Origin of the sequence: Nitratireductor sp. (assembly GCF_017794765.1) — a bacterium.
Lineage (GTDB): Bacteria > Pseudomonadota > Alphaproteobacteria > Rhizobiales > Rhizobiaceae > Nitratireductor.
Genome location: NZ_CP051236.1, coordinates 3,481,548 through 3,507,522, shown reverse-complemented (window position 1 = coordinate 3,507,522; position 25,975 = coordinate 3,481,548). Strand labels below are relative to the sequence as shown.

General features: G+C 60.6%; 20 protein-coding genes. 7 read left to right on the top strand and 13 right to left on the bottom strand.

Going from position 1 to position 25,975, the window contains the following annotated elements; genetic code table 11:
- Window positions 1-28: 28 nt before the first annotated feature.
- On the bottom strand, window positions 29-1,081 hold the full coding sequence (locus tag HF949_RS16675) for a threonine aldolase family protein (protein WP_292897100.1): 1,053 nt from the start codon (window positions 1,079-1,081) through the stop codon (window positions 29-31).
- A 548-nt stretch (window positions 1,082-1,629) separates the two neighbouring features.
- Between HF949_RS16675 and gltB the strand changes: the two genes are divergently transcribed.
- From gltB to HF949_RS16660, 3 genes are read left to right on the top strand one after another with little or no spacing between them, the layout of a single operon-like run.
- Window positions 1,630-6,363, top strand: a complete 4,734-nt coding sequence (gene gltB / locus HF949_RS16670; protein WP_292897098.1) for a glutamate synthase large subunit — start codon at window positions 1,630-1,632, stop codon at window positions 6,361-6,363.
- Window positions 6,364-6,389: 26 nt separating this feature from the next.
- On the top strand, window positions 6,390-6,980 hold the full coding sequence (locus tag HF949_RS16665; protein ID WP_292897096.1) for a glutathione S-transferase family protein: 591 nt from the start codon (window positions 6,390-6,392) through the stop codon (window positions 6,978-6,980).
- 18 nt (window positions 6,981-6,998) lie between these two features.
- On the top strand, window positions 6,999-8,453 hold the full coding sequence (locus HF949_RS16660) for a glutamate synthase subunit beta (protein WP_292897094.1): 1,455 nt from the start codon (window positions 6,999-7,001) through the stop codon (window positions 8,451-8,453).
- 24 nt (window positions 8,454-8,477) lie between these two features.
- On the opposite strand, the gene HF949_RS16655 is transcribed toward HF949_RS16660, so the two are convergent.
- Both HF949_RS16655 and HF949_RS16650 read right to left on the bottom strand, forming a co-directional pair.
- Window positions 8,478-9,719 (bottom strand): SGNH/GDSL hydrolase family protein, encoded by a 1,242-nt coding sequence (locus HF949_RS16655; RefSeq protein ID WP_292897092.1) that lies wholly within the window; start codon window positions 9,717-9,719, stop codon window positions 8,478-8,480.
- Window positions 9,720-9,739: 20 nt separating this feature from the next.
- Window positions 9,740-10,966: a lytic murein transglycosylase gene (locus tag HF949_RS16650; RefSeq protein WP_292897090.1), complete on the bottom strand. Its 1,227-nt coding sequence runs from the start codon at window positions 10,964-10,966 to the stop codon at window positions 9,740-9,742.
- Between the two features lie 198 nt (window positions 10,967-11,164).
- Here HF949_RS16650 and galU point away from each other — a divergent pair, with 198 nt between their 5' ends.
- Window positions 11,165-12,037 (top strand): UTP--glucose-1-phosphate uridylyltransferase GalU, encoded by an 873-nt coding sequence (gene galU, locus HF949_RS16645; RefSeq protein WP_292897088.1) that lies wholly within the window; start codon window positions 11,165-11,167, stop codon window positions 12,035-12,037.
- Between the two features lie 88 nt (window positions 12,038-12,125).
- Here galU and HF949_RS16640 read toward each other — a convergent pair whose 3' ends face one another.
- Complete coding sequence (locus HF949_RS16640) at window positions 12,126-13,709, bottom strand: outer membrane beta-barrel protein (RefSeq protein ID WP_292897086.1); 1,584 nt, start codon at window positions 13,707-13,709, stop codon at window positions 12,126-12,128.
- Between the two features lie 177 nt (window positions 13,710-13,886).
- Here HF949_RS16640 and HF949_RS16635 point away from each other — a divergent pair, with 177 nt between their 5' ends.
- Together HF949_RS16635 and HF949_RS16630 are read left to right on the top strand one after the other, a co-directional pair.
- Window positions 13,887-14,882 (top strand): KpsF/GutQ family sugar-phosphate isomerase, encoded by a 996-nt coding sequence (locus tag HF949_RS16635; protein WP_292897085.1) that lies wholly within the window; start codon window positions 13,887-13,889, stop codon window positions 14,880-14,882.
- Between the two features lie 261 nt (window positions 14,883-15,143).
- Complete coding sequence (locus HF949_RS16630) at window positions 15,144-15,758, top strand: LysE family translocator (RefSeq protein ID WP_292900273.1); 615 nt, start codon at window positions 15,144-15,146, stop codon at window positions 15,756-15,758.
- A 39-nt stretch (window positions 15,759-15,797) separates the two neighbouring features.
- Here HF949_RS16630 and HF949_RS16625 read toward each other — a convergent pair whose 3' ends face one another.
- The 9 genes from HF949_RS16625 to HF949_RS16585 form a co-directional block, all read right to left on the bottom strand.
- Window positions 15,798-16,259, bottom strand: coding sequence for an NfeD family protein (locus tag HF949_RS16625; protein WP_292897083.1), 462 nt, complete (start codon window positions 16,257-16,259; stop codon window positions 15,798-15,800).
- A gap of 4 nt (window positions 16,260-16,263) precedes the next feature.
- The gene (locus HF949_RS16620; RefSeq protein ID WP_292897082.1) at window positions 16,264-17,223 is read right to left on the bottom strand and encodes an SPFH domain-containing protein; all 960 of its coding nucleotides are present in this window, start codon (window positions 17,221-17,223) and stop codon (window positions 16,264-16,266) included.
- Window positions 17,224-17,426: 203 nt separating this feature from the next.
- A complete protein-coding gene (gene hemH / locus HF949_RS16615) occupies window positions 17,427-18,491 on the bottom strand; it encodes a ferrochelatase (RefSeq protein WP_292897080.1) in 1,065 nt (354 codons plus the stop codon).
- A 128-nt stretch (window positions 18,492-18,619) separates the two neighbouring features.
- Window positions 18,620-20,656, bottom strand: coding sequence for a 5'-nucleotidase C-terminal domain-containing protein (locus tag HF949_RS16610; RefSeq protein ID WP_292897079.1), 2,037 nt, complete (start codon window positions 20,654-20,656; stop codon window positions 18,620-18,622).
- Window positions 20,657-20,794: 138 nt separating this feature from the next.
- On the bottom strand, window positions 20,795-21,889 hold the full coding sequence (gene modC / locus HF949_RS16605) for a molybdenum ABC transporter ATP-binding protein (protein WP_292897077.1): 1,095 nt from the start codon (window positions 21,887-21,889) through the stop codon (window positions 20,795-20,797).
- Window positions 21,886-22,569 carry a molybdate ABC transporter permease subunit gene (gene modB, locus HF949_RS16600; RefSeq protein ID WP_292897075.1) on the bottom strand — a complete coding sequence of 228 codons (684 nt, stop codon included), beginning with the start codon at window positions 22,567-22,569 and terminating at the stop codon, window positions 21,886-21,888. The genes modC and modB overlap by 4 nt, the downstream gene beginning before the upstream one ends.
- Window positions 22,570-22,578: 9 nt before the next feature.
- On the bottom strand, window positions 22,579-23,316 hold the full coding sequence (gene modA / locus HF949_RS16595) for a molybdate ABC transporter substrate-binding protein (protein ID WP_441338415.1): 738 nt from the start codon (window positions 23,314-23,316) through the stop codon (window positions 22,579-22,581).
- Window positions 23,317-23,676: 360 nt separating this feature from the next.
- On the bottom strand, window positions 23,677-24,372 hold the full coding sequence (locus tag HF949_RS16590) for a tellurite resistance TerB family protein (protein ID WP_292897072.1): 696 nt from the start codon (window positions 24,370-24,372) through the stop codon (window positions 23,677-23,679).
- A 109-nt stretch (window positions 24,373-24,481) separates the two neighbouring features.
- Window positions 24,482-25,333 carry an HD domain-containing protein gene (locus HF949_RS16585; RefSeq protein WP_292897070.1) on the bottom strand — a complete coding sequence of 284 codons (852 nt, stop codon included), beginning with the start codon at window positions 25,331-25,333 and terminating at the stop codon, window positions 24,482-24,484.
- Between HF949_RS16585 and HF949_RS16580 the strand changes: the two genes are divergently transcribed.
- The gene (locus tag HF949_RS16580; RefSeq protein WP_292897069.1) at window positions 25,324-25,920 is read left to right on the top strand and encodes a TetR/AcrR family transcriptional regulator; all 597 of its coding nucleotides are present in this window, start codon (window positions 25,324-25,326) and stop codon (window positions 25,918-25,920) included. The genes HF949_RS16585 and HF949_RS16580 overlap by 10 nt on opposite strands.
- The last annotated feature ends 55 nt before the right edge of the window (window positions 25,921-25,975 follow it).

Here is a 25,975-nt window from a genome sequence, read left to right as displayed (position 1 = left end):
TTTATCGGCGGGGACGCGCGCGTGACGCTCAGCCTTGAAGAAGCTCTGCAAACTGCCTGATTTCAGAGGGCTCGGTCGCGAAGCTGGTCACGAAGCGATGGAGTATTTCCCCCTCCCTGATCTCGGCGGCGAAGGACAATGGCGGTTTCCAGGGATAGAATCGTGCGCCGGCAGCCTGAAGGGTCTTCGCCTTTTCGGCGGACATGAGTGCAAACACCTCGTTCGCCTGAGGTTGCCAGGCAAGGCGCGTACCTTTCGCAGTTGACAATGCGGAGGCCAGTTCCCCGGCCATGGCGTTGGCGTGGCGGGCCGTTTTGAGCCACAACCCGTCTCTGAAGTAGGCATCGAACTGCGCGGCGATGAATCTCGACTTGGAGAATAGCTGCGCGGCCCGCTTGCGCAGAAAATGCATCTGCCCCACCTTCGAAGGGTCGAGCACCACAATGGCCTCGGCGCACCAGCAGCCATTCTTGGTGCCGCCAAAGGAAACAATGTCGACGCCGCGTTTCCACGTCATTTCGGCCGGGGTGGTTTCGAGCGCCACCAATGCGTTGGCAAAGCGCGCTCCATCCAGATGCAGCGGAATACCGGCCTCGCGGCAGATGCCGGCGATCTTCTCGATGTCATCGAGAGAGTAGAGCGTGCCTATTTCGGTGGCCTGGGTAATAGAGGTGGCCATGGGTTGACCCGCATGCACGAATTCAGCCGGGTGTTCGCGGATTGCCGCATCGAGCGCGTTCGGATCCATGCGCCCCAACTGCCCGGCAACCCCCTTCAGTCGGGCGCCGCCGGTCAGGTATTCCGGCGCCCCTCCCTCATCTTCGATGGCGTGGGCTTCCGTATGACAAAAGGCAACCCCGCCCGGCCTGGCAGCCCAGGCGAGCGACAGGCTGTTGGCAGCCGTGCCGGTACCGACGAAGAAGACCGCCACGTCACGTTCGAAGACGTCGCAGAAGGCTCGCTCCACCTGTCTGTCCAGATCGCCTGTCCCGTAGGCCGATGTGTAGCCGCCTGCATTGTTTGTGAGCGCTTCGGCGATTTGCGGATGGGCGCCGGCCCAGTTGTCGGAGGCGAAATTCATGCAGTCGATCTCTCTTTTGACCTTAAAATAAGCAGTGGCGGCGCGACATTGCGCGCTTCGTACCCTTCTATCAAGTCCCGAAGATTAGATGTTGCGGTCATTCGGTTGCTTTGCAGGATGATCTGCGGCGATGATGGATAATTTCGATAATACTTGCAGCTTGGGAATTTTCTTTCGCTTTTTGCGCAAAAAATTTGCATTTCCGTCTTGTCTGGTGTTGGTATTTCTGGCATTTCAGCGAATAGGACAGTACTCCTGTCTTATTGCGCGCGGATTGCGCTGCGGTGCATTGCAAACGCCTCCCCGGGTCGTGGTAATGTGGCAGTGATCGGCGCGACGAAGGCGGTCCGGCAACGACCGGAGCAAAATCCATAGGCAGGAATGCCCCGCCCAAGAACAAGAAAATGCGCCGGAGCGAACCGGTAGCGTTCCTCCGGCTTCTAAATGGAAATGCCGTGCATACACCCCGGATGGCCGCAAGGGCAGCCCGGCGACTGAACGACCGCTCAGGGAGGCGAGGCTCTGGGCAACAATAGTGAGGAATTGCGATGACGGAAATGACGCCATCTGTTTCGACCAAGTTCGAACCCGCCGCCGAGGCTGGAGCGGCCACCGTCAAACGCACAGGAAAGCCGACTGTGCCCGGTCTGCCCGTGGCACAGGGGCTTTATGATCCGCGCAACGAGCACGATGCCTGCGGCGTAGGCTTTGTCGCGCACATGAAGGGCAAACGTTCGCACAGCATCGTCCAGGACGGACTTGCCATGCTCGAAAACCTCACCCATCGCGGTGCCGTTGGCGCGGATCCGCTTGTGGGTGATGGTGCGGGCATGCTCATGCAGATCCCTGACCGCTTCTATCGTGAGGAATGGGCCGGGCGCGGTGTCGAGCTTCCCCAGCCCGGCCATTATGGCGTCGGTCATTTCTTCATGCCGCGCGACGGCGCACTTCGCGAGAAGATCGACACGATCATTGCAGATGTGGTGCGCTCGGAAGGGCAGGAGCTGATCGGTTTCCGTGATGTGCCGGTCGACAACTCCTGCCTGTCCAAGGCACCCGAAATCGTGGCGTCAGAGCCGGTTCATAGGCAAATTTTCATCGCGCGCGGCGCCGGCATCGAAAATGAAGAGGATTTCGAGCGCAGGCTCTACATCCTGCGCAAAGTGATTTCGGGCCGTGTGCGCGAGGAGCTGGAGGGCGGCACACACGGTTTCTATACCGTTTCGCTGTCGGCGCGCACCATCGTCTACAAGGGCATGTTCCTCGCCTACCAGCTTGGCGCCTATTACAAAGACCTCAAGGATCCGCGTTTCGAGACTGCGCTGGCTCTCGTGCACCAGCGCTTCTCCACCAACACCTTCCCCTCCTGGGAGCTGGCGCATCCCTACCGCATGGTCGCCCACAATGGCGAGATCAACACCGTGCGCGGCAACGTCAACTGGATGGCGGCGCGCCAGGCCTCGGTGGATTCGGAGCTTTTCGGCAACGACATTTCCAAGCTCTGGCCGATTTCCTATGAGGGCCAGTCCGACACGGCCTGTTTCGACAACGCGCTCGAATTCCTGTTCCAGGGCGGATATTCGCTCGTTCATTCCATGATGATGCTGATCCCGGAAGCCTGGGCCGGCAATCGCCTGATGAGCGACGAGCGCAAGGCGTTCTACGAATATCACGCCGCATTAATGGAGCCGTGGGATGGCCCCGCCGCCGTGGCGTTTACCGACGGTGTCCAGATTGGCGCGACGCTCGACCGCAACGGCCTGCGTCCGGCGCGCTACATCGTCACCGACGACGATCGCGTCATCATGGCGTCTGAAGCCGGTGCGCTGGTGGTGCCGGAGGAGAAGATCGTCAGCAAATGGCGTCTCCAGCCTGGCCGCATGCTCCTGATCGACATGGAAGAAGGCCGCATCATCTCCGACGAAGAGGTGAAGGCGAAGATTGCCACGAAGCACCCCTTCCAGAAGTGGCTCGACAACACCCAGCTCATTCTTGAGGATCTGAAGCCGGTGGAGCCGCGCGCGCTGCGCAAGGATGTTTCCCCGCTCGATCTGCAGCAGGCTTTCGGCTACACGCAGGAAGACACGAAGATGCTGATGGCGCCCATGGCCACGACCGGCCAGGAGGGCATAGGCTCCATGGGCACCGACACGCCGATCTCGGCCATGTCCGACAAGCCCAGGCTGCTTTACACCTATTTCAAGCAGAACTTCGCGCAGGTCACCAACCCGCCGATCGACCCGATCCGCGAAGAGCTGGTGATGAGCCTTGTCTCCTTCATCGGCCCCCGCCCCAATATTTTCGATCTGGTCGGCTCCTCGCGCCGCAAGCGGCTTGAGGTGCGCCAGCCCATCCTCACCAATGGGGACCTGGAAAAGATCCGCTCCATCGGCCACACCGAGGACCGGTTCGACACGAAGACCATCGACGTCACCTATGCGTCTGGGGAGGGGGCTGCCGGCATGCGTGGCGCGCTGGAGCGCGTGTGCGACCGTGCCGAGGCGGCCGTTGCCGGCGGCTACAACATCATCATCCTGTCCGACCGTCAGATCGGCCCGGACCGCATCGCCATACCGATGCTGCTTGCCACCGCAGCCGTCCACCATCACCTGATCCGCAAGGGCCTGCGCACGGCGGTCGGCCTCGTGGTCGAATCCGGCGAACCGCGCGAGGTGCATCATTTCTGCTGCCTGGCCGGCTATGGCGCCGAGGCGATCAACCCCTATCTGGCCTTCGACACGCTGCTTGCCATGCACAAGGCCGGCGAGTTCCCGCCGGAGGTGGACCCTCAGGAGGTCGTGCAGCGCTACATCAAGGCCATCGGCAAGGGCATTCTGAAGGTCATGTCCAAGATGGGCATTTCCACCTATCAGTCCTATTGTGGTGCGCAGATTTTCGATGCTGTCGGCCTCGAAAGCGATTTCATCGAGCAGTATTTCACCAACACCGCCACCACGATCGAAGGTGTCGGGCTGGAAGAGATTGCAGCCGAGACGGTTGGCCGCCATACATCGGCTTTCGGTCCCGACCCGGTGTTGAAGAACGCCCTCGAAGTGGGGGGCGAATATAATTTCCGCATGCGCGGCGAAGCCCACATCTGGTCGCCCGATGCCGTTGCCTCCCTCCAGCACGCCGTCCGCGGCAAGTCGTGGGAGACCTATCGCGATTTCGCAAAGATGGTCGATGGCGAGGCGGCTGACGCCAAATCCATTCGTGGCCTTTTCGCGATCAAGATGGCGAAGGTCACGGGACGCAAGCCGGTCTCGCTCAATGAAGTCGAGCCGGCGTCCGAGATCGTCAAGCGGTTCTCCACCGGCGCCATGTCCTTTGGCTCCATCAGCCGCGAGGCGCACACCACGCTGGCACGCGCCATGAATGCGCTCGGCGGCAAGTCGAACACGGGCGAGGGCGGCGAGGAGCCGGACCGCTACATGCCCATGCCCGATGGTTCGATGAACCCCGAGCGTTCGGCTATCAAGCAGATCGCCAGCGGCCGTTTCGGCGTCACCACCGAATATCTCGTCAATTCCGACATGATGCAGATCAAGGTGGCACAGGGCGCAAAGCCCGGCGAGGGCGGTCAGCTTCCCGGCCACAAGGTCGACGCGACCATTGCCAAGGTGCGCCACTCCACGCCGGGTGTCGGCCTCATCTCGCCGCCGCCGCACCACGACATCTATTCCATCGAGGATCTGGCGCAGCTCATCTACGATCTGAAAAACGTCAATCCTGATGCAGACGTTTCCGTCAAGCTCGTCTCCGAGGTTGGTGTGGGCACGGTCGCGGCTGGTGTCGCCAAGGCACGCGCCGATCACATCACCATTTCCGGTTATGATGGCGGCACGGGCGCTTCCCCGCTCACCTCCATCAAGCATGCAGGCAGCCCGTGGGAAATGGGCCTTGCCGAAACGCATCAGACCCTGGTGCTGAACGGTCTGCGCTCGCGCGTTGCGCTTCAGGTCGACGGCGGGCTGAAGACCGGCCGCGATGTCATCATCGGGGCGCTGCTCGGTGCCGATGAATATGGTTTCTCAACCGCACCGCTCATTGCCGCCGGCTGCATCATGATGCGCAAGTGTCACCTCAACACCTGCCCCGTCGGCGTGGCCACGCAGGATCCGGTGCTGCGCAAGCGCTTCAAGGGCACGCCCGAGCACGTCATCAACTATTTCTTCTATGTCGCGGAAGAGGTGCGTCAGTATCTGGCCGAGATGGGCTACACCAGGCTCGATGAAATCATCGGCCAGTCGGATCTTCTCGAGAAAAACGCGATGATTGAGCACTGGAAGGCGCGTGGTCTCGATTTCACGAAAATCTTCTACAAGCCCGACGCCCCGCGCGAAGCCTTGCGCTGGACGGAACGGCAGGTGCATCCGATTGACGACATTCTCGACCGCAAGCTGATCGAGGCGGCAAAGCCCGCGCTTGAAAGCCGCGATAAGGTGTCGCTCGATTTCCCGATCTGCAACACCGACCGCTCCGCTGGCGCGATGCTGTCGGGCGCGGTGGCAAAGCGTTACGGCCACAAGGGCCTGAAGGACAACACGATCGATGTGCGCCTCACGGGCACGGCAGGTCAGTCCTTTGGTGCCTTCCTGGCGCGCGGCGTGACCTTCACGCTTCATGGTGATGCAAACGACTATGTCGGCAAGGGGCTTTCTGGCGGGCGCATCATCATTCGTCCGACGGACGATTCGAAGATCGTTGCTGAAGACTCCATCATCGTCGGCAACACAGTGCTTTACGGTGCCACCGAGGGCGAGTGTTATTTCCGCGGCGTTGCCGGAGAACGTTTTGCCGTACGCAACTCGGGTGCCATCGCTGTTGTCGAAGGCGTTGGCGATCATGGCTGTGAATACATGACCGGTGGTGTAGTCGTCGTGCTTGGTCAGACGGGCCGCAATTTCGCTGCCGGCATGTCGGGCGGCGTGGCCTATGTGCTGGACGAGGCCGGCGATTTTGCCGAGCGCTGCAACATGGCCATGGTCGAGCTCGAGCCGGTGCCGGAGGAAGACGATATCCTCGAAAAGCTGCACCACCATGGCGGCGACCTCATGCACAAGGGACGTGTCGACGTGTCCGGCGACATGACCCGACACGATGAGGAGCGTCTGGCGCAGCTCATCTCCAGCCATCTTCACTACACGGGCTCTGAGCGGGCGCGCACCATTCTGGACAATTGGGCCGATTATCGCCCCAAATTCCGCAAGGTGATGCCGGTTGAATACCGGCGCGCGCTGGAGGAGATGGAGCGCATGAAACTGGGGCTGGCGGCTGAATAGCCACCGCTTTTTGGGATCTGTTGTCAATGGACATCTTCGGCGACCAGAATTCGGGAAATTGCCTGAAGGTCAGATATACGGCCGATCATCTCGGCCTCGTCTATCGCTGGCACGAGCTCGACATCATGGCGGGTGAGAGCCGCACGGATGCGTTTCTCGCCATGTCGCCCTTCGGCCAGGTGCCGGTGGTGCGGTTTGATGACGGGCGTGTCCTTGGGCAGTCGGGCGCGATCATCCGGTATCTGGCGCGTGGCTCTGCGCTGCTGCCCGATGATCCGTTCGCGCAGGCTGAAATCGACCAGTGGATGTTCTGGGAACAGAATTTCCACGAGCCCAATGTGGCAGGTGCGCGCTTTCACGTGGTCTATCGCAAGGAACCGGTGGCGACACGGGATCCGGTCAAGGTCGAGCGCGGAGATGCCGCGCTCGATTTCATGGACGAGGCGTTGAATACGCGTGATTTCTTTGTCGGCAGTGCGTTGACCATCGCCGACATCGCCCTGCTTGGTTACACACGGCTCGCTCCACAGGGCGGTTTTGAATTCGACGGGCGCAGGGCGCTCACCCGCTGGATTGCACGGTGCGAGGATGTCCTCGGACTTCCGGCACTTCAATAAAATTACGGGGTTTACTCGATGGGTAAGGTTACAGGTTTTCTCGAAATCGACCGGCAGGTCCACAAATATCAGCCGGCATCCGACCGTATTCGCCATTTCCGCGAATTCACGCTGCCCATGTCGGACAAGGAAGTCGAGAAACAGGCCGCGCGCTGCATGGATTGCGGCATTCCCTATTGCCATGGGCCGACAGGCTGCCCGGTTCACAACCAGATCCCGGACTGGAACGATCTCGTCTACAATGGCGACTGGGACGAGGCGATCCGCAACCTGCATTCCACCAACAATTTCCCCGAATGGACGGGCCGCATTTGCCCGGCTCCCTGCGAGGAAGCATGCACGCTCAATCTCGAAGACATTCCCGTCGCCATCAAGACGGTGGAACAGGCAATCGCCGACAAGGCCTATGAGTCCGGCTTCGTGCGGCCCTATCCGCCCGAGCACAAGACGGGCAAGTCAGTGGCTGTTATCGGGTCCGGGCCGGCTGGCATGGCGGCTGCCCAGCAGCTTGGCCGCGCCGGTCATCAGGTCCATGTCTATGAGCGCGAGAGCAGGCCAGGCGGCCTGATGCGCTACGGAATTCCTGATTTCAAGATCGAGAAGCATTATATCGACCGCCGCGTCGAGCAGATGCAGGGCGAGGGCGTCACCTTCCATTGCGGTGTGAATGTAGGTGTCGACAAGCCGGTCGAAGAACTCCTTTCCGAATATGATGCCGTTCTTTACTGCGGCGGTTCGGAGCGTCCGCGCCCGGCCGGTATTCCCGGTGCCGATCTTGAAGGCGTTCACGACGCCATGCCCTATCTCGTTCAGCAAAACCGGCGCGTCGGCGGTGAGGATATCCAGTCCGTTGCCTGGGCTTCCGATCCCATTCTGGCCGGTGGCAAGCATGTGGTGGTCGTTGGTGGCGGTGACACCGCGTCCGATTGCGTGGGCACGGCGTTCCGTCAGGGAGCGGTGCGCGTTACCCAGCTCGACATTCGTCCGCGCCCGCCGGAAAAGGAAGACAAGCTTGCCGTCTGGCCCTACTGGGCGACCAAGATGCGCACCTCGTCCTCTCAGGCCGAGGGTGCGGAGCGCGAATTCCAGGTCGCAACGCTCGAATTCATCGGCGAGGATGGTGTTCTGACCGGCGTGAAATGCTGCCAGGTGGATGAGAAGCGTAAGCCCATCGCCGGTACGGAATTCGTTATCCGCGCCGATCTCGCCTTCATCGCCATCGGCTTTTCCGGCCCGGCCGAGACGGGCGTTCTGTCGGAGTTCGGGGATCGTCTGAAGACAGATGTCGATCGCCGCAACTCGGTCAACGTCAACGCGAATGACCGCGATTACAAGACGACCGTCGACCGGTTGTTCGCCGCAGGCGATGTCCGCCGTGGCCAGTCGCTCGTGGTCTGGGCCATCCGTGAAGGGCGTCAAGCGGCACATGCAATCGACGAATTCCTCATGGGAAGCTCCGTCCTGCCGCGCTGAGTGCTTTAAGCGGAGTTTGAAAGTTCAGGGCGCCGCCTGGGCCGATGGGCCGGGCGGCGTCTTGCTTTTCGGTGATGTGCTCGTCTGCAGGGAAAAGTTGTCTGCACGGCCAGGCTGACTTGCCGCTTCCCTGGGATCTCCGCCGCTTTCGGTACGCTCTTGGCGTTCGATCGGCTTGACCACCGCGCCCATCAGTTCCACTCCGCCGTCGAGAGCGGGATCGGACAGCGAGATTGGCATTGTCCGGTTCACCGGCGCAGGGTTTTCCGGATGAAGCACAAGGGCTGGGAGGCTTTCCATGCCAAGCTCGCCGATATCCGGAGACACAGCCTCGCCCAGCAGCTTGTTGAGTGGTTTCTCCACATAGAAGGCGACCTTGCGTTTTCCCGCGCGGGTAAGATTGATGCCGTCACTGCCACGCAGCCGTACTGGCTGACCGTTCATGTCGGGGCCGGTGAAGACGAAGCCGCCATTCTCGTCCACGAAACCGTCCCAGATATCCACAAAGGAGCCGTCGATGGCTTCAACCGCTGTTTTGTAGATGTCGTTGAATGCAAGCATGTCCGAGGACATGGTTGAAGACTTGAATGATGGCAGTCCGCTCCAGACAAGGGGGATCTGCCTGTCTTCGATTGCTGCAGCAAAGGTCTCCACGCGCTGCGTGTATTCTGCGACCCATGCTTCTGAGCGCGGGGCTTCACGCTTGCCGTCAACGATGAGCTGCTGGCGATCGTTGGAACCGATCATCATCACCACAACAGCGGGCGATACATCGTCCAGAATGCCCGCTATTTCGCCGTTCCAGTCGTAGTAGTCGTCACGCACGAAGCCCGACGACCCATTGCTGCGATTGACCACACGCACGCCCGGCGAATCCGCGTAGGCTGCGCTCAGCCCTTCGGCAAGACCGCCTGCAAGGAAGTCGCCGACGACGAGGACGATGCGTGCATTTTCCAGCTTCTCGACTTCGGGGGTGGGCGGCGGTTGACGGGGAGCTGCGGGGGCAGCCGAACGACGCCTTTGTGTCCCCTGCTGCTTCCTGGGAGCGGAACGCTGACGGGTTGCTGGTTTTTGCGGCTCGCGTTGACGTAGAGCCCCGCCAAAAAGAAGATCGAACAGACCGCGCCGCTGTTCACGCTGATACTCCTGTGCCTCGGCAAAGGAGGGGAAGGCGGTGGAGGCGGGCACGGCAAGAACCAGGGCAACAGCGATGGCGAAAATGCGCCTGCCGTTGCCGCCATCGATCCTGCTTCGTCCTCCTTCCATGCCGCTCCCCTTGATCCGGTTCAGTTTCCGCGCAGGCGGCGCAGGACTTCCTTGCCGGGATGACCGTCCTGCTGCATGCCGTTGCGTGCCTGGAAGGCGCGAATGGCGGCACGCGAGCCTGAACCGATCTTGCCATCGATCGGGCCCTCATAATAGCCGAGTGCGCCGAGGCGCTTCTGCAGTTCTTCCGTTTCATTGTAACTCAGACGCTCGAACGGACGGTTCCAGTCCCGCACCAAACCGCCGTAGCCGGCGATTTCGTCGGCGAGCAGCCCGACTGCGAGGGCGTACTTGTCGGAATTGTTGTAGCGCTTGATGACCTGGAAGTTCTTGGTCACGAGAAAGACCGGTCCGTCGCGCCCGTCCGGCACTTTCAACTCTGCGGTGTCGCTCGGGCGCGGGAAGGGCTTGCCATTGGCGCGGACCACGCCGATCGATTGCCAGCGGCTCAATGCCATGTTGCCACCGGGGAATTTGCGACCGCCGGGGAGGGCCGCGGTTTCGTAGCCCCAGGTCTCCCCGGTTCGCCATCCGTTGCGGCGCAGGAGATTGGCAGCGGTCGCCAGCGCGTCGGGAATCGAGGTCCAGATGTCGCGTCTGCCATTGCCGTCCATATCGACCGCGTAGGCCTGATAGCTGGTGGGAATGAACTGGGTGTGTCCCATTGCGCCAGCCCAGGAACCGGTGAGATGGCCGACATCGATGTCGCCCGTCTGGAGGATTTTCAGCGCGGCGATGAGCTGCTGGCGTGCGAATTTTGCGCGGCGCTTGTCGGCATAGGCGAGCGTCGCCAGAGAACGTGGCACGCTACGCATGATGCGGTCGTTCTTGAGCACTTCGCCGTAGTTCGATTCAATCGACCAGATGGCGAGCAGAATGTAGCGGCTGACACCGAACTGGCTTTCAATGCGGTCGAGCCATGGCTTCCACTGGCGGGCAAGCTGGCGGCCGCGCTGAATTGCGTCTTCCTGCACACGGTTGTCGAAGTATTCCCATGGCTCGGCGCGGAATTCGGGTTGGTAACGCGCTTTTTCCAGCACTTCCGGATCGGGTTCCGTAATGCCGCGGAAAGCGCGATCATAGGTGGCGCCGGAGACGCCGTTCTGAATCGCCACGTTGCGGAACTGCTGAATCCATCTCTGGAAGCCGGCATCCGCGCTGGCCGGTTGAAGGGTTACGGTTAGGGCAACCACGAAAGAAGCGATCAATGTCGCGACGAGGTTTCGTGGGGGCAAGCGGAACAACATCACGATCTCCGTTACAGGTACTGCAGCCTATCCATGGCATGCCCCGGTTAGAAAAACGTTTACCATGCTGTTATCCTTCGTGAACGAGCTTCACGCATTTCCGTCACGAAATACGCGAATTCATTATGGAAACATCAATCCGGCGTTGCTAAGGCAGCGCTAAGCTCATTTTCATAAACCTTCGGGGGTCGATTTCTGATGACGAAACTTCGCAAAGCGGTTTTTCCTGTTGCCGGTCTTGGAACGCGGTTCTTGCCTGCTACCAAAGCGGTGCCGAAGGAAATGCTGACCGTTGTCGATAAACCCGTCATTCAATATGTCGTGGATGAAGCGCGTGAAGCCGGAATAGAGCACTTCATCTTCGTGACCGGTCGCAACAAGGCGGTCATCGAGGATCACTTCGACATTCAGGTGGAATTGTATGACACGCTGGAGCGTCGCGGCAAGACCGAGGTGCTGGATCGCCTGCGCAGTCTGCAACCGCAGCCGGGTCAGACGAGCTACACGCGCCAGCAGGAACCGCTCGGTCTGGGCCATGCGGTGTGGTGCGCCCGGGAGCTTGTTGGGAACGAGCCATTTGCACTTCTCCTGCCGGACATGATCATGCAGGCGCCGAAGGGCTGTCTTTCAGAGATGGTGGAGGTGTTCGAAAAGACCGGGGGCAATGTGGTCTCTGTGGAGGAGTGCGACCCTTCGCAAACGCATAAATATGGCATTGTCGGGCGTGGCGCCGATGTCGCCGGAGGGTTCGAGATCAACGGCATGGTAGAGAAGCCGAAGCCGGAAGATGCGCCGTCGAACTTCTATATCAATGGACGTTATATCCTTCAGCCGGCAATCTTCGATCTCCTCGCCAAGCAGGAGCGTGGGGCCGGCGGCGAGATTCAGCTTACCGATTCCATGCTCACGCTGATGAAAGAGCAGCCGTTCCACGGGTATCATTTCACCGGTCGCACATTCGACTGCGGATCGCCTGAGGGCTTTGTTGAAGCCAATCTCGCCTTTGCGCTGGAGCGACCGGATTTGCGCAAACATGTGCTGAAGGCTGTCGCTGCTTCTGACCGCAGCTAAAATTCCTGGAAAAGGCCGCGTTTTGCCGAAAATGGCGGCCTTTTTTCCACTTTTCCGGAATTCTGAGCGGTATTCCCGAAAATGGATTTTACCGCTGCATCCGGATGCCCATGAAGACGCTTGTGGCATCGTAATCGCGGTCAGGCAGGCTGCTTGTGCGCTTCTCGTAACGGGCGCGACCTGTCAGGCCCAGCGTGCGGTTCAGCCACCATGTCATCCCCGCTTCGCCGTTCATCGTGAGATCATGTCCGCCGCTCATATAGTCTCGCCATGAAAGGCCGGCGGCTGCTTCGGCGATGAGGTTGGCGCGGATCTGCCTTTCGACGCGCAGGGTTCCGGCATAAAGGATCGATCCACTGTCGCCGGCGTCCGTCGTGCCTTCGATCGTGGTCGAACCGTCAAACCTTACATTCGTGCCGCGCTGCGGCGACCAGTTGAGCGCTGCGGCGAGCGCAAGGCCCGAAACCGTATCGAGCCGTTCGTCATCGAGGTCTTCGGCGATCCAGCCGATGGAGGTTTCACCGGACAGTTTCTCCTCAATGTCGACCATGACACCTGCGCGGGCGGCAAGACGCGTTGCTGAACGCTCATAACCGGCGCTGTCCTGCTTCTCATCGTAGAACCGGCGACCGAATTCACCTTCGATGAAGGGGGTGAGAGCCGGAGAAACGGCATAGCCCGTGCGCAGCCGCAGTGTCGCCAGGGTCGAGTTTCGCTCTTCCTGAGAGAGGGTGCTGCCATCGATCAGCGTGGCGTCGCCATATTGCTGGCGCGATACCGAGCCGGTGGCGCTGAGGCGCAATTTTCCGAGATCCTTCGACAGGCCAAGACTGCCATCGATTGCGTGACGCAGCGGACGGTCGTCCACGCCTGTGATGATCACGGGGGATGACGCCGATTCGGGACTGATCGAATAACCAAGACTGGCAAGCGCGGTGTAATCGCGGGCGAGATCGAAGCGAAGGCTGCCATCGATGCCGCCTTCAAGGTCGGAAACCTCTTCGCCGGAAACGGATTTCCGGTAAATGCCGTAGGCACCCAACGTTGCGGCGTGCCGCGACCAGTCCGAAGCCGCATTCAGGCGAAGCGTTGTCTGCGAAATCACCGCTTCTGCGCCATTGGTGCTGGAATCAGCGTTTGAGGTCCATGTCAGTCCCTGCTCGAGCGTGGGGGTGACGATGAAGGTGCCAACCCGCAATCCCAGCGGCGCATAGGGGTTTTCATCGGCGGTCTGATAGTCGCTTTCGATCGCGCCGGTCCGTTGATTGAGTGCTTCCGCGCGTTCGATGCGTTCGGCAGCCGATGCCTCTTCCTCGCTTTCGGGGATGGCTTCGGTGACGAGGGGGTCAAGAGAGGCTGATCCTGAAACAGTCAGGGCAGGGTTGTTCCGCGCAGCACGGGCGCGCTCTCGCTCGACTGCTGTGGAGGGTGCTCGGTTTGCGCGGTCATTCTCCGAACCTGCTTGCTGTGCCGGGCTCGGCGTCGCCGGCGTATAGGCCGGAGCGGAAATTCCCGTTTCTGAGCTGTCCTGGATGGATGAAGTGATGTCCGTTTCGGAGACGAGCCCGCGCAGTCCGTCAACCTGCTGCGCTCCCGCGATGCAGGGTGTCAGCGCGATCACCGACAGGCCGATCGCGGTCGACCCGTACAATCCGCGGATGCGGGAACCCACTCTGACACCGGGACGAAACATACAGATCCAGACTATCGAGACGCGCCATTCTTATGCTTACCGAAATCTAAACCTCTGTGGTTAACGGAAGGTTGAGCCCTGTCGCGCTAACCTTGCGCACTGGAGAATGGACAATCTGAATGGACAGCCGGTCATCAAGGCGGTAAGGGCATTGCCATGCTGAAAGACACTTCCATCAAAATCGATCGGAAAAGCGTTGTCGCTTCTGCCGTTCGCACCCTCGAGACCGAACGGGCAGGCCTGAAAGAGCTCGCCGACGCACTCGACAATGGACTTGCCGATCCGTTTGCGGAAGCGGTGCGCATCATCGCGGGGGTCAAGGGACGCCTGATCGTGACCGGTGTGGGCAAAAGCGGCCATATCGGCTCCAAGATCGCGGCCACACTTGCTTCGACGGGGACGCCGGCCTTCTTTGTGCATCCGGCAGAGGCCAACCACGGCGATCTGGGCATGATTGGCGATGACGACGTCATACTCGCCATGTCATGGTCTGGAGAAACCATGGAGCTGCATGGCATTGTTGCCTACGCGCGACGCTTCGCCATTCCGATCATTGCCATCACCGCAGGCAAATCATCGGCGCTTGCAAAGGAAGCAACGGTGGTTCTTGCGCTGCCGCGTGCGCCGGAAGCTTGCCCGCACGGATTGGCGCCCACCACCTCCACGGTGCTGCAACTGGTCATCGGCGATGCGCTGGCGGTCGCACTTCTGGAGGCGCGAGGCTTCACGGCCGATCATTTCCGTACCTTCCACCCCGGCGGGCAGCTTGGGGCTAAATTGACTCAGGTTCGCCAGATCATGCATTCAGGGAGCGAGCTGCCGTTAGCCAGCAGCGGCGCGCTGATGCGCGAAGCCATTCTGGAAATGACGCAAAAGGGCTTCGGCTGTGTCGGTATCACCGACGCCGAGGGTTTGCTGATCGGAATCATCACCGATGGTGACCTGCGCCGCCACATCGACAGCGAGCTTCTGTCGATGACCGTCGATCAGGTGATGACGCGCAATCCCAAAACCATCGCGCCGGAGACACTGGCGGAAAGCGCGTTGCAGATCGTGAACTCTTCAGCCATCACCACGCTGATGGTGGTCGAAGACGGCAAACCCTGTGGGGTTGTGCACCTCCACGATCTGCTGCGGATTGGCGCTGCCTGACGCAAGCCCGTAGTTCTCCAAACGCACAGCGAAAGTTCACGGACGTCCCGTTCCAAACGGGGCGTTTTTTTATCGCAGCGCGTGCGGGATCGATCCGTTCGCTTGCTGTACGGCTGTCGATTGCCGGTGAGGATTTTGTGAGGGGGACAATTGCGTGATTGGGAGGGTGGGCGTCGCGTGCCATATTCACCAATTGGGACCGGAGTTCTCGCGTTCCCTCCGACCTTTCCATGTGAAGGAAGTGCGATGCTTGCAGAACACATTCAGCATCTTCTGGTCGTCTTCGCCGCTTATTTTGTCGTGATCGCCAGCCCTGGCCCCAGCACGATTGCGATTATGGGGGTTGCGATGAAACAGGGTCGGGAAAGTGCGATCTTTCTCGCACTAGGGGTGGTGACGGGAAGTATGTCATGGGCCATTTTGGCCGCGACCGGTGTTGCAACGGTGCTGACGGCTTATGCTGAAGCGGTCTTTTTCATCAAGGTCGCTGGTGGGCTCTATCTTCTTTATCTGGCCTGGAAATCCGCGAGGTCGGCCATGTCGCCACGGGCCGGAGGCATGAAATCAATGACACCTGCAAGGAAGGCGGTCTTCTACCGTAGAGGTGTGCTATTGCACTTGTCCAACCCCAAAGCCGTTCTCGGCTGGGTGGCGATCATGGCACTCGGATTGGGGCCTGATGCGCCGCCACACACGCTACTGACAATCATAGCGGGGTGTGCCGTTCTGGGCCTGACAGTCAATGTTGGCTATGCTCTTCTTTTTTCGACTGGCGTTCTGGGACGGGCTTACCAAAAGTTTAGCCACTGGATCGAAGGAGCTCTCGCTGTGATCTTTGGGTATGCCGGCTTTCGGCTGCTCTTATCCAGATCGTAAGTCCCGGAGGCGGTTTATGGCTCCGGGACCTTTGAAAATTCAGACCGCCTCGACACGCAGGGTTCCGGCGTCCACCGCTGCGACCCTGACGCGTGTTCCCGCCGGCAGATCGGGACCTGTGACACGCCACAACGTGTCATCCAGCCGAATGCGGCCATATCCGTTTTCGATGGGTTCCTCGAGCGTCGCCGTGCGGTTGATGAGCTGCTCTCGACGCCGGTTCAGAAGCGGCTGGTCGGTTTCCTCATTGCGGCGAGAATCCATAAGACGTTTGCCGGCGTAGGCCGAGATCAGAGACAGGGCGAGGAAGACAAGAACCTGCACCTGCCATGTCCAGGCCAACAGGTCCCACAATTGCAGTGAAAGCGCGCCGGTCAGGATCGCGGCGATCCCGATCCATAGCAGAAAGACGCCGGGTACAAGGATCTCGGCTGCAAGAAGCACGAAGCCGAGCAGCATCCAGTTCCAGGGGCCGAGTTCCGCGATGACATGCTCGATCATGGTGTTACTCCTGCGACGGTCCCGTGCGGGGAGGTCGGGCCGAGGAGACGCGCTGGGCAGGTGTTGAGGATGAGCCGCCCTCGCCGAACACCTCGCGTGCAATCGAGCCGATGCCGCCCAGTGAGCCAATCAGCGAGGAGGCTTCGAAAGGCATGAGGACGATCTTGTTGTTGCTGGAGGAGCCGATGGTGGCCAGTGCTTCGGTGTATTTCTGTGCCACAAAGTAATTCACGGCCTGAACGTCGCCGGCTGCAATGGCTTCCGAAACGACCTGGGTTGCGCGGGCTTCCGCCTCGGCAGCACGCTCGCGCGCTTCGGCGTCGCGGAAGGCAGCTTCCTTGCGGCCCTCGGCTTCCAGAATTTCAGCCTGTTTCAGACCTTCCGCCTCAAGGATCTGGGCGCGCTTGTTGCGTTCGGCCATCATCTGACGCGCCATCGATTCCACGAGGTTGGCGGGCGGATTGATGTCCTTGATCTCGACACGCGTCATCTTGATGCCCCAGGGGCTGGCGGCATCATCGACGATGCGCAGGAGCTTCTCGTTGATCGCATCCCGGTTGGACAGGAGTTCATCGAGATCCATCGACCCCATTACCGAGCGGATGTTTGTCATGGTCAGGTTGAGGATCGCATTTTCCAGACCAGAAACCTGATATGCGGCCTCGGCGGCGGTGAGAACCTGATAGAAGGCGACACCGTCGACCGCGACAATCGCATTGTCGCGGGTGATGACTTCCTGTGTCGGAACGTCGAGCACCTGCTCCATCATGTTCATCTTTGCGCCAACGCGGTCGATGAACGGGACGATAAGATTGAGACCGGGTGAGAGCGTTCTGGTGTAGCGACCAAAGCGCTCCACAGTGAAGTTGAAGCCCTGCGGAACCGTCTTGATGCCTGCAAAGAGCAAGAGCAGGACAAGGACGACGAGAACGGGAATGATGATGTCAAAACCGGAAAAAGGCATTTTCAGCTCCTGGAACCGCGTCTGCGGGGAACGAATGACAAGCTGGCACGCAGTTTAAGGTTCTGCGCCGCGATGTGAACAGAAAGATCACGGATCGCGTTGTCGCGGAAACGGACTGCGCGTTGACATGAGCTGTTTCCACAAAAAGTTGCATCGAAAGGCATATGCTTCGCCAAATATGACACCCCTATGGCAGGGTGCGTTCAAAGCCAGCCTGAAAGTTCCCGGCGCACGAGGTACTCGATCACAGCCATGCCTTCATCAGTGTCGTTGAGGCAGGGAATGTGGGTGAAATTCCTGCCGCCGGCCTCATGAAAGATCTCTCCGGCTTCTCCCGCGATCTCTTCCAGCGTTTCCAGACAATCGGAAACGAAACCCGGATTAAACACGGCGATGGACCTGACACCCTCTTTTGCGAGTTTCTCGACCGTCTTGTCGGTGTAGGGCTGAAGCCATTCCTCCGGACCGAAACGAGACTGGAAGCAGGTGATGAGTTTCTTCTCGCCCCAACCGAGGCGCTCACGCAGGAGGCGTGTCGTTTTCTGGCAGTGGCAGTGATAGGGATCGCCACGCCTGAAGTAGCTCTGCGGGATGCCGTGATAGGAGGCGACGACCACTTCCGGCTCGAAATCGACGCTTTCAAGGTGTTTTTCAATGGAACGAGCCAACGCCTCGATATAGACGGGCTCGTCCTGATAGGAGGGCACGGTGCGGATCGCCGGCTGAAAGCGCATTTTCATGAGCGCTTCGAAGAATTTGTCGTTCACCGTCGCCGTGGTGGTGGCCGAATACTGCGGATAGAGCGGGAACATGACGATCCGGTCGCAACCGCGTTCCATCAGGCTTTTGGTCACCGTTTCGATGGAGGGCTGGCCATAGCGCATGGCCCAGTCGACGATCACATGCTCGTGCCCGGACAGCGCCTCGGCAAGTTTTTCGCCCTGAGAGCGGGTGAAGGTGCGCAGCGGCGATTCATTGCGTTCGTTATTCCAGATTTCCGCGTAAGCCGCTCCTGACTTCTTCGGCCGCGTGTTGAGAACGATGCCGTAGAGGATCGGATACCAGATTGCTTTCGGCCATTCGATGACACGGGGATCAGAAAGGAACTCCTTTAAATATCGCCGCATCGGCGCGTAGTCGGTCCCGTCCGGTGTGCCGAGGTTCACGAGAAGAACGCCTACCTTGCCAATACGGACAGGTGGGTGCTCTGGGGGCAGCGGGCCGATGGCTTTCGCTGCTTTGGGGTCGATTGTCGTGGCGAGATTCATGCTTTGGCTCCGATCATGCAGGGGAAGCTAGCGAAGCCGGGCTGGTTTTCAATGGAGCGTGTAGCCGCAGGGACGAAAAATGAGCCCCGCCGTGTGGCGAGGCTCCGGACCGGTTCCGATGGGAGGGATCAGTTTGCGGCCGGCAGATTGATCTCCATGCCCACATCGATCCGGTGTGGGTTTATCTGCGGATTGGCTTCCGCGATGGCCTTCCACTTCACCGGGTCGCCATAGTGTGTGCGGGCGATCTCCCAAAGCGTGTCACCACGCGCAACGGTGTGGGTGTTCTTCCCGTTCGTCATAGCCTCACCGGCGTCTTTGGCGGCATCCCCGGTCGCGTCGGTCATCTTCTCCATGGCTTCGCCAGCGTCCTCAGCGGCTTTGTCGGCCATTTCCTCCACGCCTTCAGCCACTGCTTCGAGGGCCTCGCCCGCCTTCTCCACCGTTTCCTCAACTGCTTTCGGTGCCTCGCTGGCGATCGTTTTCGACATTTCGGGCAGGTCCGGGGTAGTGGCCTCAGTCTCAGCCGCCGCGACGCTTGCGTCGATCTTCGTGATGCGGCCGTCCAGGGCAGGCCTGTAGGGGCTGTTTTCGGCCAGATAGTCGGCAAGCACCTGCTCGAGGCCAGGGCCGTAGTCATAGGCGTTTTCGGCATTCTCGGCGAAGAGCCTGTAGCCATCGCCGCCGTTGCGCATGAAATTGTTGGAGGCAATCGTGTAGGTGGCATCCGGATCGATTGCTGTCCAGCCGTCGCCGTCCTTTACCTCGACCGACTTGATGCGGCCTTCGCCGGGCGCGACCGATGGATCGAAGCTATAGCGCAGGCCCGAAACCTGCGGGAAACGGCCCGCGCCTTCCTCGATCTGGCTAACACCGCTTTCGAGTGACGCCACGACGTCCGCACCCTTCAACTGGAAGGTTGCAAGCGTGTTCTGGAAAGGAAGGACGCCGAGGACCTCGCCCATGGTGACTTCGCCGGCATCAATGGAAGCACGCAGGCCACCGCCATTGGTGATGGCAAACTGCACACCCTGATCACTGGCGCGCGCGACCATGGCATCCGTGACAAGATTGCCCATCTCGCATTCGCCGGCGCGGCAGGTCTCGCGGCTCCCGTCGACAGCGGCTGACGTTTCAGCGACAACCTTGTTTTTCAGCTCCTCAATGGGGCCGGCCAGTTCCTTGACACGGGCCACAACGGCTTCGTCCCTGGCAACGGAAGCGTCGATCAGCTTGACGTCGCCCGTGGCGGCGGTGACGACACCTTCGTCATTGAAGGTGAGCTTTAGCTCGCCGAGATATTTCGAGTAGGAGGCAGCCTGCACGACAGGTACCTGATGGCCGTCCGGATTGTCGACCATGGTCGGGTAGGGGCCAGCGGCGCCTTCGATCGTGTTGGACAGCAGTGTGTTGGAATGACCGCCAACGACCACATCGACGCCGGGAATTTTCGCGATGGCCTCAAGGTCGCGCGGATAGCCCACATGGGTGAGTGCGATGACCTTGTTTGCGCCTTCGGCAGTGGCCGCTTTCACGGCTGCGGTGATGCCGGCCACATCTTCAATGATCGAGACGTTTTCGCCAGGCGAGGAAAGCTCGGCGGTGTCGTTGGCGACCGCGCCGACGATGGCGATCTTCTCGCCACCCACCTCGAGGATGAGATATTCCTTCACCCGGTCGCCGAGTGCGGAGGCTTCCCTGGCCTTGACGTTGGAGCCGAGCACCGGGAACTCGACCTTGTCGAGGAAGGTGGCCAGACCGTCTTCGCCGTCATCGAACTCGTGATTGCCGACCACCATGGCGTCGGTCTTCATCAGGTTCAGGAACTCGGCTTCGGCTGCCCCCTTGTAGGTGGTGTAAAACAGCGATCCCTGAAAATTGTCGCCAGCATTGAGGAACAGAACGTTTTCGCCTTCAAGCGCCTTGCGGGACTCGGCGACGGCCGTGACGAGGCGGGCTGCACCACCGAAACACTCGCCGGCTTCATCGTCTTCCGGCGAGCAGGTGGAATCGTATTTGTTGATAGGCTCGATGCGGCTGTGCCAGTCGTTCATGTGGAGAATGTTGAGCGTATAGTCGGCAAAGGCCGCACCGGCGCTCAGCGTCAATGCAGATGCGGTGAGCGATGCAATGGCGAGGCGTTTTCTGAAGATCGATCTGTTCATAGTGACTTCTCCCGAATGGCTCTGTGCGGTCTCTACCGCCGCATTGTGACGCCCTGTTAAAGGGCTCCGGTCGGCATGTTTTCACCGGGCCGAATGCGATGCAAGAGAAAGTTGGACACGCGTGAAGAGGTGCGTTGTTTAACTGGAGAGGGGCTCCAGCCTGGCCATCTCAACCGACACGGCCTTGAGCAACGCGTAGACGTGTTCGCCGGGGTGGAGAGCGAGCTGGTCCGAGGATTTCGCCGTGATGCGTGCGAGCAGCCGTTGCCCGCCCAACGTCAGGGCTACCATGGCATAAGCGCCGTCGCGGCGTATCTCATCAACCGTCGCGGCAAGCTGGTTGCGGATCGACAGTCCGTCATGGGGCGCATTGGCGATGGCGACATCGCCGGCGAGAACACGCAGGCGAACAGTCATGCCCGGGGCGAAACCATTGCCGGTCAGCTCGATGCGATCATCTCCGAGTGCGATGACGGCGGTGTGGTAGGCGGAGTCGACATTCGTGACATGGCCCTCGAGGATCACCCCGGCCTCTGCGGGATCGCTGCCGGCGGCGAGGCCGAGGCGGGCGAGGATTGCGGCGGTGGGGCCGCTATCGGTCACGCGTCCGTTCTCAATGAGGACGACCGTATCTGCCAGACGTGCGACCTCTGAGGTTTCATGGCTTACATAGAGGATGGGAATACCGGCCTCGGTGCGGATGGTTTCCAGATAGGGCAGGATCTCGCTGCGCCGCGCCTTGTCGAGCGAAGACAGTGGCTCATCCATGAGAAGAAGAGCGGGGTCGGCGAGTAACGCCCGGCCGATGGCGACACGCTGGCGCTCGCCGCCTGAAAGTGTTGTGGGTGCGGCGTCGAGGCGATCATCAAGGCCGAGCAGAGAAACCACTTCATCGAAGGCGCGGGATGCGCGACGGCGACCGGCCCAGCGCGCATAGGTCAGGTTTTTGCGCACCGAGAGATGCGGGAAGAGGCGGGCATCCTGAAAGACGAAGCCGATGCCGCGTTTTTCCGGTGGGAGGTTGGTGCTGGTGGCTGAGTTGAACAGTGTGCGCCCGCCGGCAATGATGCGCCCCGACTGCGGACGTGCCGTGCCGGCGATCATCTTCAGGAGCGTGGATTTGCCGGCACCCGATGGCCCGAAGAGAGCTGTCACGCCCGCGCCGGCCTGAAAGGCGGTTTCGATTTCAAAGCTGCCGGCGCGGCCCCTGATATCGACGTCGAGCACAGTCATGCGCGCGCTCCTGCGGTGAGTTTTCGGGCCAGATATTCGGACGCGACAATGGCGGCGAGCGCCAGGGCAACGGCGATTGCGATCAGGCGAAGGGCGGCGGCATCGCCCGATGGGGATTGCAGCAGCGCATAGATGGCGAGCGACAGCGTCTGTGTTTCGCCGGGAATGTTGGAGACGAAGGTGATCGTCGCGCCGAATTCGCCCAGCGCCTTGGCAAAGCCGAGAACGGCGCCGGCAATGATGCCTGGCAAGGCGAGCGGCAGGGTGACGGTGAAGAACACGGTCAGACGCGATGCGCCGAGCGTGCGCGCAGCCTCGCCAAGGCCCCGGTCCATTGCTTCCAGCGAGAGGCGGATGGGGCGTACAAGGAGCGGAAACGCCATGACACCGGCGGCAAGCGCTGCGCCTGTCCAGCGGAAGGCGAAGCTTATGCCGAACAGGTTTTCAAAAAGCTGGCCGAGGGTCCCTTTGGAGCCGAACAGGATCAACAGGCCATAGCCGGTGACGACCGGCGGCAACACGAGAGGCAGGGTGACCAGCGCCTGAACGATGCTCTTGCCGGCAAACTCCCTGCGGGCGAGGAGCCAGGCCACCGCAAAGGCCGGCACGAGCGCGCAGAGGATCGCGGTGAACGCCACCTTCGCGGACAGGAGTATGATCGAAAGTTCGGTCTCACCCATGTCGGCAGTCTAGTCCGCTATCTCGGAAAAACCGAATTCGGAGAAAATCGCGCGGCCGGCGTCGCTTTTCAGGAAGGCGAGGAAGGCTTCGGCACTTTCAGCCCCGTTTTTCGTGGCGGCGGCCGGGTAGAGGATCGGCGCGTGGCTTTCTTCCGGGAAGACATAGGCGCGTATCAGATCGCCGGCGGCCTTCTGGTCTGACCCGTAGACGATTGCTGCTTTCACCTCACCACGGCTGGCCAGTTCGAGCGCAACACGGACGTTTTCGCCAAACACCGCATTCTTCTCGACGTCATTCCAAAGACCGAGGTGTTCGAGAGCCGTACGGGCATATTTGCCGGCGGGCACATGGCTCGGGTCGCCCATGGCGAAGCGATTGTCGAGCAGGGTACCGGGGCTCTCCACCTGCCCAGTACCCTCGGCGACCGCGATGACGAGATTGTTGGCAGCGATGATGGTTTCGCTATCGTGGCGGACCAGATCACGTTCGACCAGATAGGCCATCCAGTCGGTGTTTGCCGAGATAAACACATCCGCCGGCGCCCCGGCCTCGATCTGTCGGGCGAGAACGGAACTGGAGGCGAACGAGACGACGACTTTTTCGCCACCGGCAGCCTGATACTCGCCTGCGGCGCGCTCGATGGCGTCCTTCATGCTGGCGGCAGCGAAGACTGTGAGCTTTTCGGCGAGAGCCGCAGTGGAAAGAGAAGCGATGAGGGCGAGGCTCACAAAAGTGCGTTTGAACATGAAACCACCATAGATCATTGGTGCGGACAAATGCCGCGCGCTGGTCAGCGAGAATGCATGGTGGTCAGATCTGGACATTCGCGCCCCGAATGCCGCCCGAACCTTGGGACAGAGGCAGCCATCACGCGCTGCCCGAACCGGATATTAGGAGGGGCGTGACGGCGGGGTCAAGGGAGGATGGGGCAAGCGCCGGGGACGAGGTGGTGTGTGTGACGTGGTGGGCATTTCGGGAATGCGGATGCTCGCCCCTCATCCTTACCTTCTCCCCGCGTGTGGGGAGAAGGGGGCATTGACGTTGAGGCCCGCTTTTCGTCGGGGTGGCCACGACTGGAAGAGCATGACCGGACGATTGAGAAACGGTCAGGCCGTTGCTTCGGAGACGGTTGCCTCGATGTGGTCGACAAGCGGGTCGGGCAGGCGCAGGCGGCCGGCGAGCATGTCGAGATAGCCGCGCTCGGCACGGGTCTTCGGCTCGATGGTAAGCCGCGAAGCCGTGTAGAGCTCGATTTTCTGGGCGTCGGTCTGGGCGGCTTCGACCAAAGCGTCTAGATCGACCGGGCGCTCCAGTTCCTGCAGGAGGAAGGCTTCTGCCTCGCCATCTATGCCCGCCAGCTTGAGCTTGTCGGCAATCTTGCCACGCTCGGCTTCGTCGATGTGCCCGTCGGCCCGGGCAGCGGCGATCATGGCGCGCACGAGAGCGAGGGCGAACTCGGCCTCGCCCTGCGGAGCCTGTGCGGGGTCGAAGCTTGTATCCTCCGGCGGAGGAAGAAGCTCGCCTTCCCTGGCAGCCTCGGTGGGCTCCTTGCCTGCCTGATAATTCTGATAGGCCTTGTAGGCCAAACCGGCCACGGCGGCGATGCCACCAAGCTTGAGTGCGCTACCGGTGACCGAACGTCCTGCGCTGGTGCCCAAAAGGACGGCTGCGATTGCGCCGGTCGCAAGCGGATTGTCCTTGGCAAGCTGAACGGCCTGACCTGCCTTGTCACGCACTGTGCCCTCAGTTCCGGGCACCTGCGAGCCCAAAAGATCGTTCAGCAGTTTCTTGGGATCGAACATCCGCATCTCCTCGTTTCGCGCGACATACACCCTGGGGTTGGCAGGAAAGTAGGGATGCATTCATTGCATTGCAATGACAACGCTGCTCATCTCGGGAGACTGACGATTATCAGAAAGGCTCTGCGGGCGCCTTGCCCCTTGAAAGGCTGGTCATGACGGCCGGACGGGTGCCTTCTTTATGCCTGGCGGTTTCGAACTGAAGCGCTTCGATGACCCCGTTTCGCGGGAAACGCTCAAGCACTGCAGACAGTGTGGCGGGTGCAATACGATGTCGGCCCGCGCCGAACAGGTCGCAGACCGCACCGCGTGAGACCAGATGTGCCTCGGCGCCGTGTGTCCGGGCGGACACCCATCCATTCAGATGGAGCGCGATTGCATTGCCGACTTTTTGAGCCGCTGTTTCAGCGTGCCCTTTGCTACGAAGATGCGCGCGAACCCGCTCACCACCACTCAGCGCAAAGCAACGTGAGCAAAGATGCGGTTCATGATGCTCCGTCAGCCCGATATCGTGGAGGATGGCCGCCGCGAAAAACAGAGAGGGATCATATGCCAATCGCTCGTGAGCCGCGATGAGAGCTCCAAAGAGGTAAGTCCGCCAGCTGTGGTAGAACAATGCGTCCTGATGCGTTTCACTCGCCAATCCAAGTGCGTCTTCAACCAATGCAGTGTTCGGAGGCAGGATTGATTCAAGCTCGAGTTGCGCTGGAACAAGAAGGTCCAGCTGGCATCGCATGGTGTCGAACCGTTCGCGTATCTGCACGTAGGCAAGATTACCGATGAGGCGGATTTTCTCCGTGCTCGTCAAGCTTCCGTCTCTTCCCTGACCCCAGGCGAGGGTGCCCATGCCCGCGTTTCGGGGGTGTTGGTCCTGGGCGGTCATCGCATGCCTTGATATTTGTACTGTTTCGCATAAAAATGCATAAAGATGATTTTTATGCAAGATGGTACAAAATGAGCTCACGTCGGGGCCGGCCGCCTGCCTATGATCGCGAAGCAGCTCTTATTGCGATTGCGGAAGCATTTCGGGTGCGCGGCTACGCCGCCGCGTCTCTGGAAGAGATCGCCCGCGCTGCGGGGATGAACCGCCCGAGCCTTTTTGCGGCGTTCGGCAACAAGAAGGCTATGTATCTGGCTGCGCTTGAAGATTATCGGCGACGGATGCGGGTGGCGGTTTCGCCGGCGCTGGAGGGGGATGGAGCGCTGTCGAAGGTGCTGGTGGATTTCTTTGATGCGGTTATCGCCTTCTATCACGAAGGCACCGCGCCGGGTTGTCTTGTGCTGTGTACGGCCCCTGCAGAAGCGCTTGCCGACAAGGAAATCGGCCGGGCTCTTGCGGACTTGATCACTGAAATCGAGGAACAGCTGAGGAGGCGTATCCTGCGTGCAGCGGACGAGGGAAAGGGGGTGAGAGATCCGGCAGGTCTCGCCCAGTTGATGCTGGCGACGCTGACCGGCGTCGCGATCCACGCACGCGCCGGCGTTAAGCAAGCCAACCTGAAGCGTTTTGCGCGTGCGAACATCGCTGCGGCGATGCCCGGGACAGGTTGATTTGGCTTTGACATTTCGCACGTCCGGTGGCAATGGCTCCCGCCCCCTTATTTTT

What these genes read in the sequence shown, in the direction of transcription:
- HF949_RS16675 (WP_292897100.1), bottom strand. Translation starts at nt 1,081, where the DNA reads ATGAATTTCGCCTCCGACAACTGGGCCGGCGCCCATCCGCAAATCGCC.
- gltB (WP_292897098.1), top strand. Translation starts at nt 1,630, where the DNA reads ATGACGGAAATGACGCCATCTGTTTCGACCAAGTTCGAACCCGCCGCC.
- HF949_RS16665 (WP_292897096.1), top strand. Translation starts at nt 6,390, where the DNA reads ATGGACATCTTCGGCGACCAGAATTCGGGAAATTGCCTGAAGGTCAGA.
- HF949_RS16660 (WP_292897094.1), top strand. Translation starts at nt 6,999, where the DNA reads ATGGGTAAGGTTACAGGTTTTCTCGAAATCGACCGGCAGGTCCACAAA.
- HF949_RS16655 (WP_292897092.1), bottom strand. Translation starts at nt 9,719, where the DNA reads ATGGAAGGAGGACGAAGCAGGATCGATGGCGGCAACGGCAGGCGCATT.
- HF949_RS16650 (WP_292897090.1), bottom strand. Translation starts at nt 10,966, where the DNA reads ATGTTGTTCCGCTTGCCCCCACGAAACCTCGTCGCGACATTGATCGCT.
- galU (WP_292897088.1), top strand. Translation starts at nt 11,165, where the DNA reads ATGACGAAACTTCGCAAAGCGGTTTTTCCTGTTGCCGGTCTTGGAACG.
- HF949_RS16635 (WP_292897085.1), top strand. Translation starts at nt 13,887, where the DNA reads ATGCTGAAAGACACTTCCATCAAAATCGATCGGAAAAGCGTTGTCGCT.
- HF949_RS16625 (WP_292897083.1), bottom strand. Translation starts at nt 16,259, where the DNA reads ATGATCGAGCATGTCATCGCGGAACTCGGCCCCTGGAACTGGATGCTG.
- HF949_RS16620 (WP_292897082.1), bottom strand. Translation starts at nt 17,223, where the DNA reads ATGCCTTTTTCCGGTTTTGACATCATCATTCCCGTTCTCGTCGTCCTT.
- hemH (WP_292897080.1), bottom strand. Translation starts at nt 18,491, where the DNA reads ATGAATCTCGCCACGACAATCGACCCCAAAGCAGCGAAAGCCATCGGC.
- HF949_RS16610 (WP_292897079.1), bottom strand. Translation starts at nt 20,656, where the DNA reads ATGAACAGATCGATCTTCAGAAAACGCCTCGCCATTGCATCGCTCACC.
- modC (WP_292897077.1), bottom strand. Translation starts at nt 21,889, where the DNA reads ATGACTGTGCTCGACGTCGATATCAGGGGCCGCGCCGGCAGCTTTGAA.
- modB (WP_292897075.1), bottom strand. Translation starts at nt 22,569, where the DNA reads ATGGGTGAGACCGAACTTTCGATCATACTCCTGTCCGCGAAGGTGGCG.
- modA (WP_441338415.1), bottom strand. Translation starts at nt 23,316, where the DNA reads ATGTTCAAACGCACTTTTGTGAGCCTCGCCCTCATCGCTTCTCTTTCC.
- HF949_RS16590 (WP_292897072.1), bottom strand. Translation starts at nt 24,372, where the DNA reads ATGTTCGATCCCAAGAAACTGCTGAACGATCTTTTGGGCTCGCAGGTG.
- HF949_RS16580 (WP_292897069.1), top strand. Translation starts at nt 25,324, where the DNA reads ATGAGCTCACGTCGGGGCCGGCCGCCTGCCTATGATCGCGAAGCAGCT.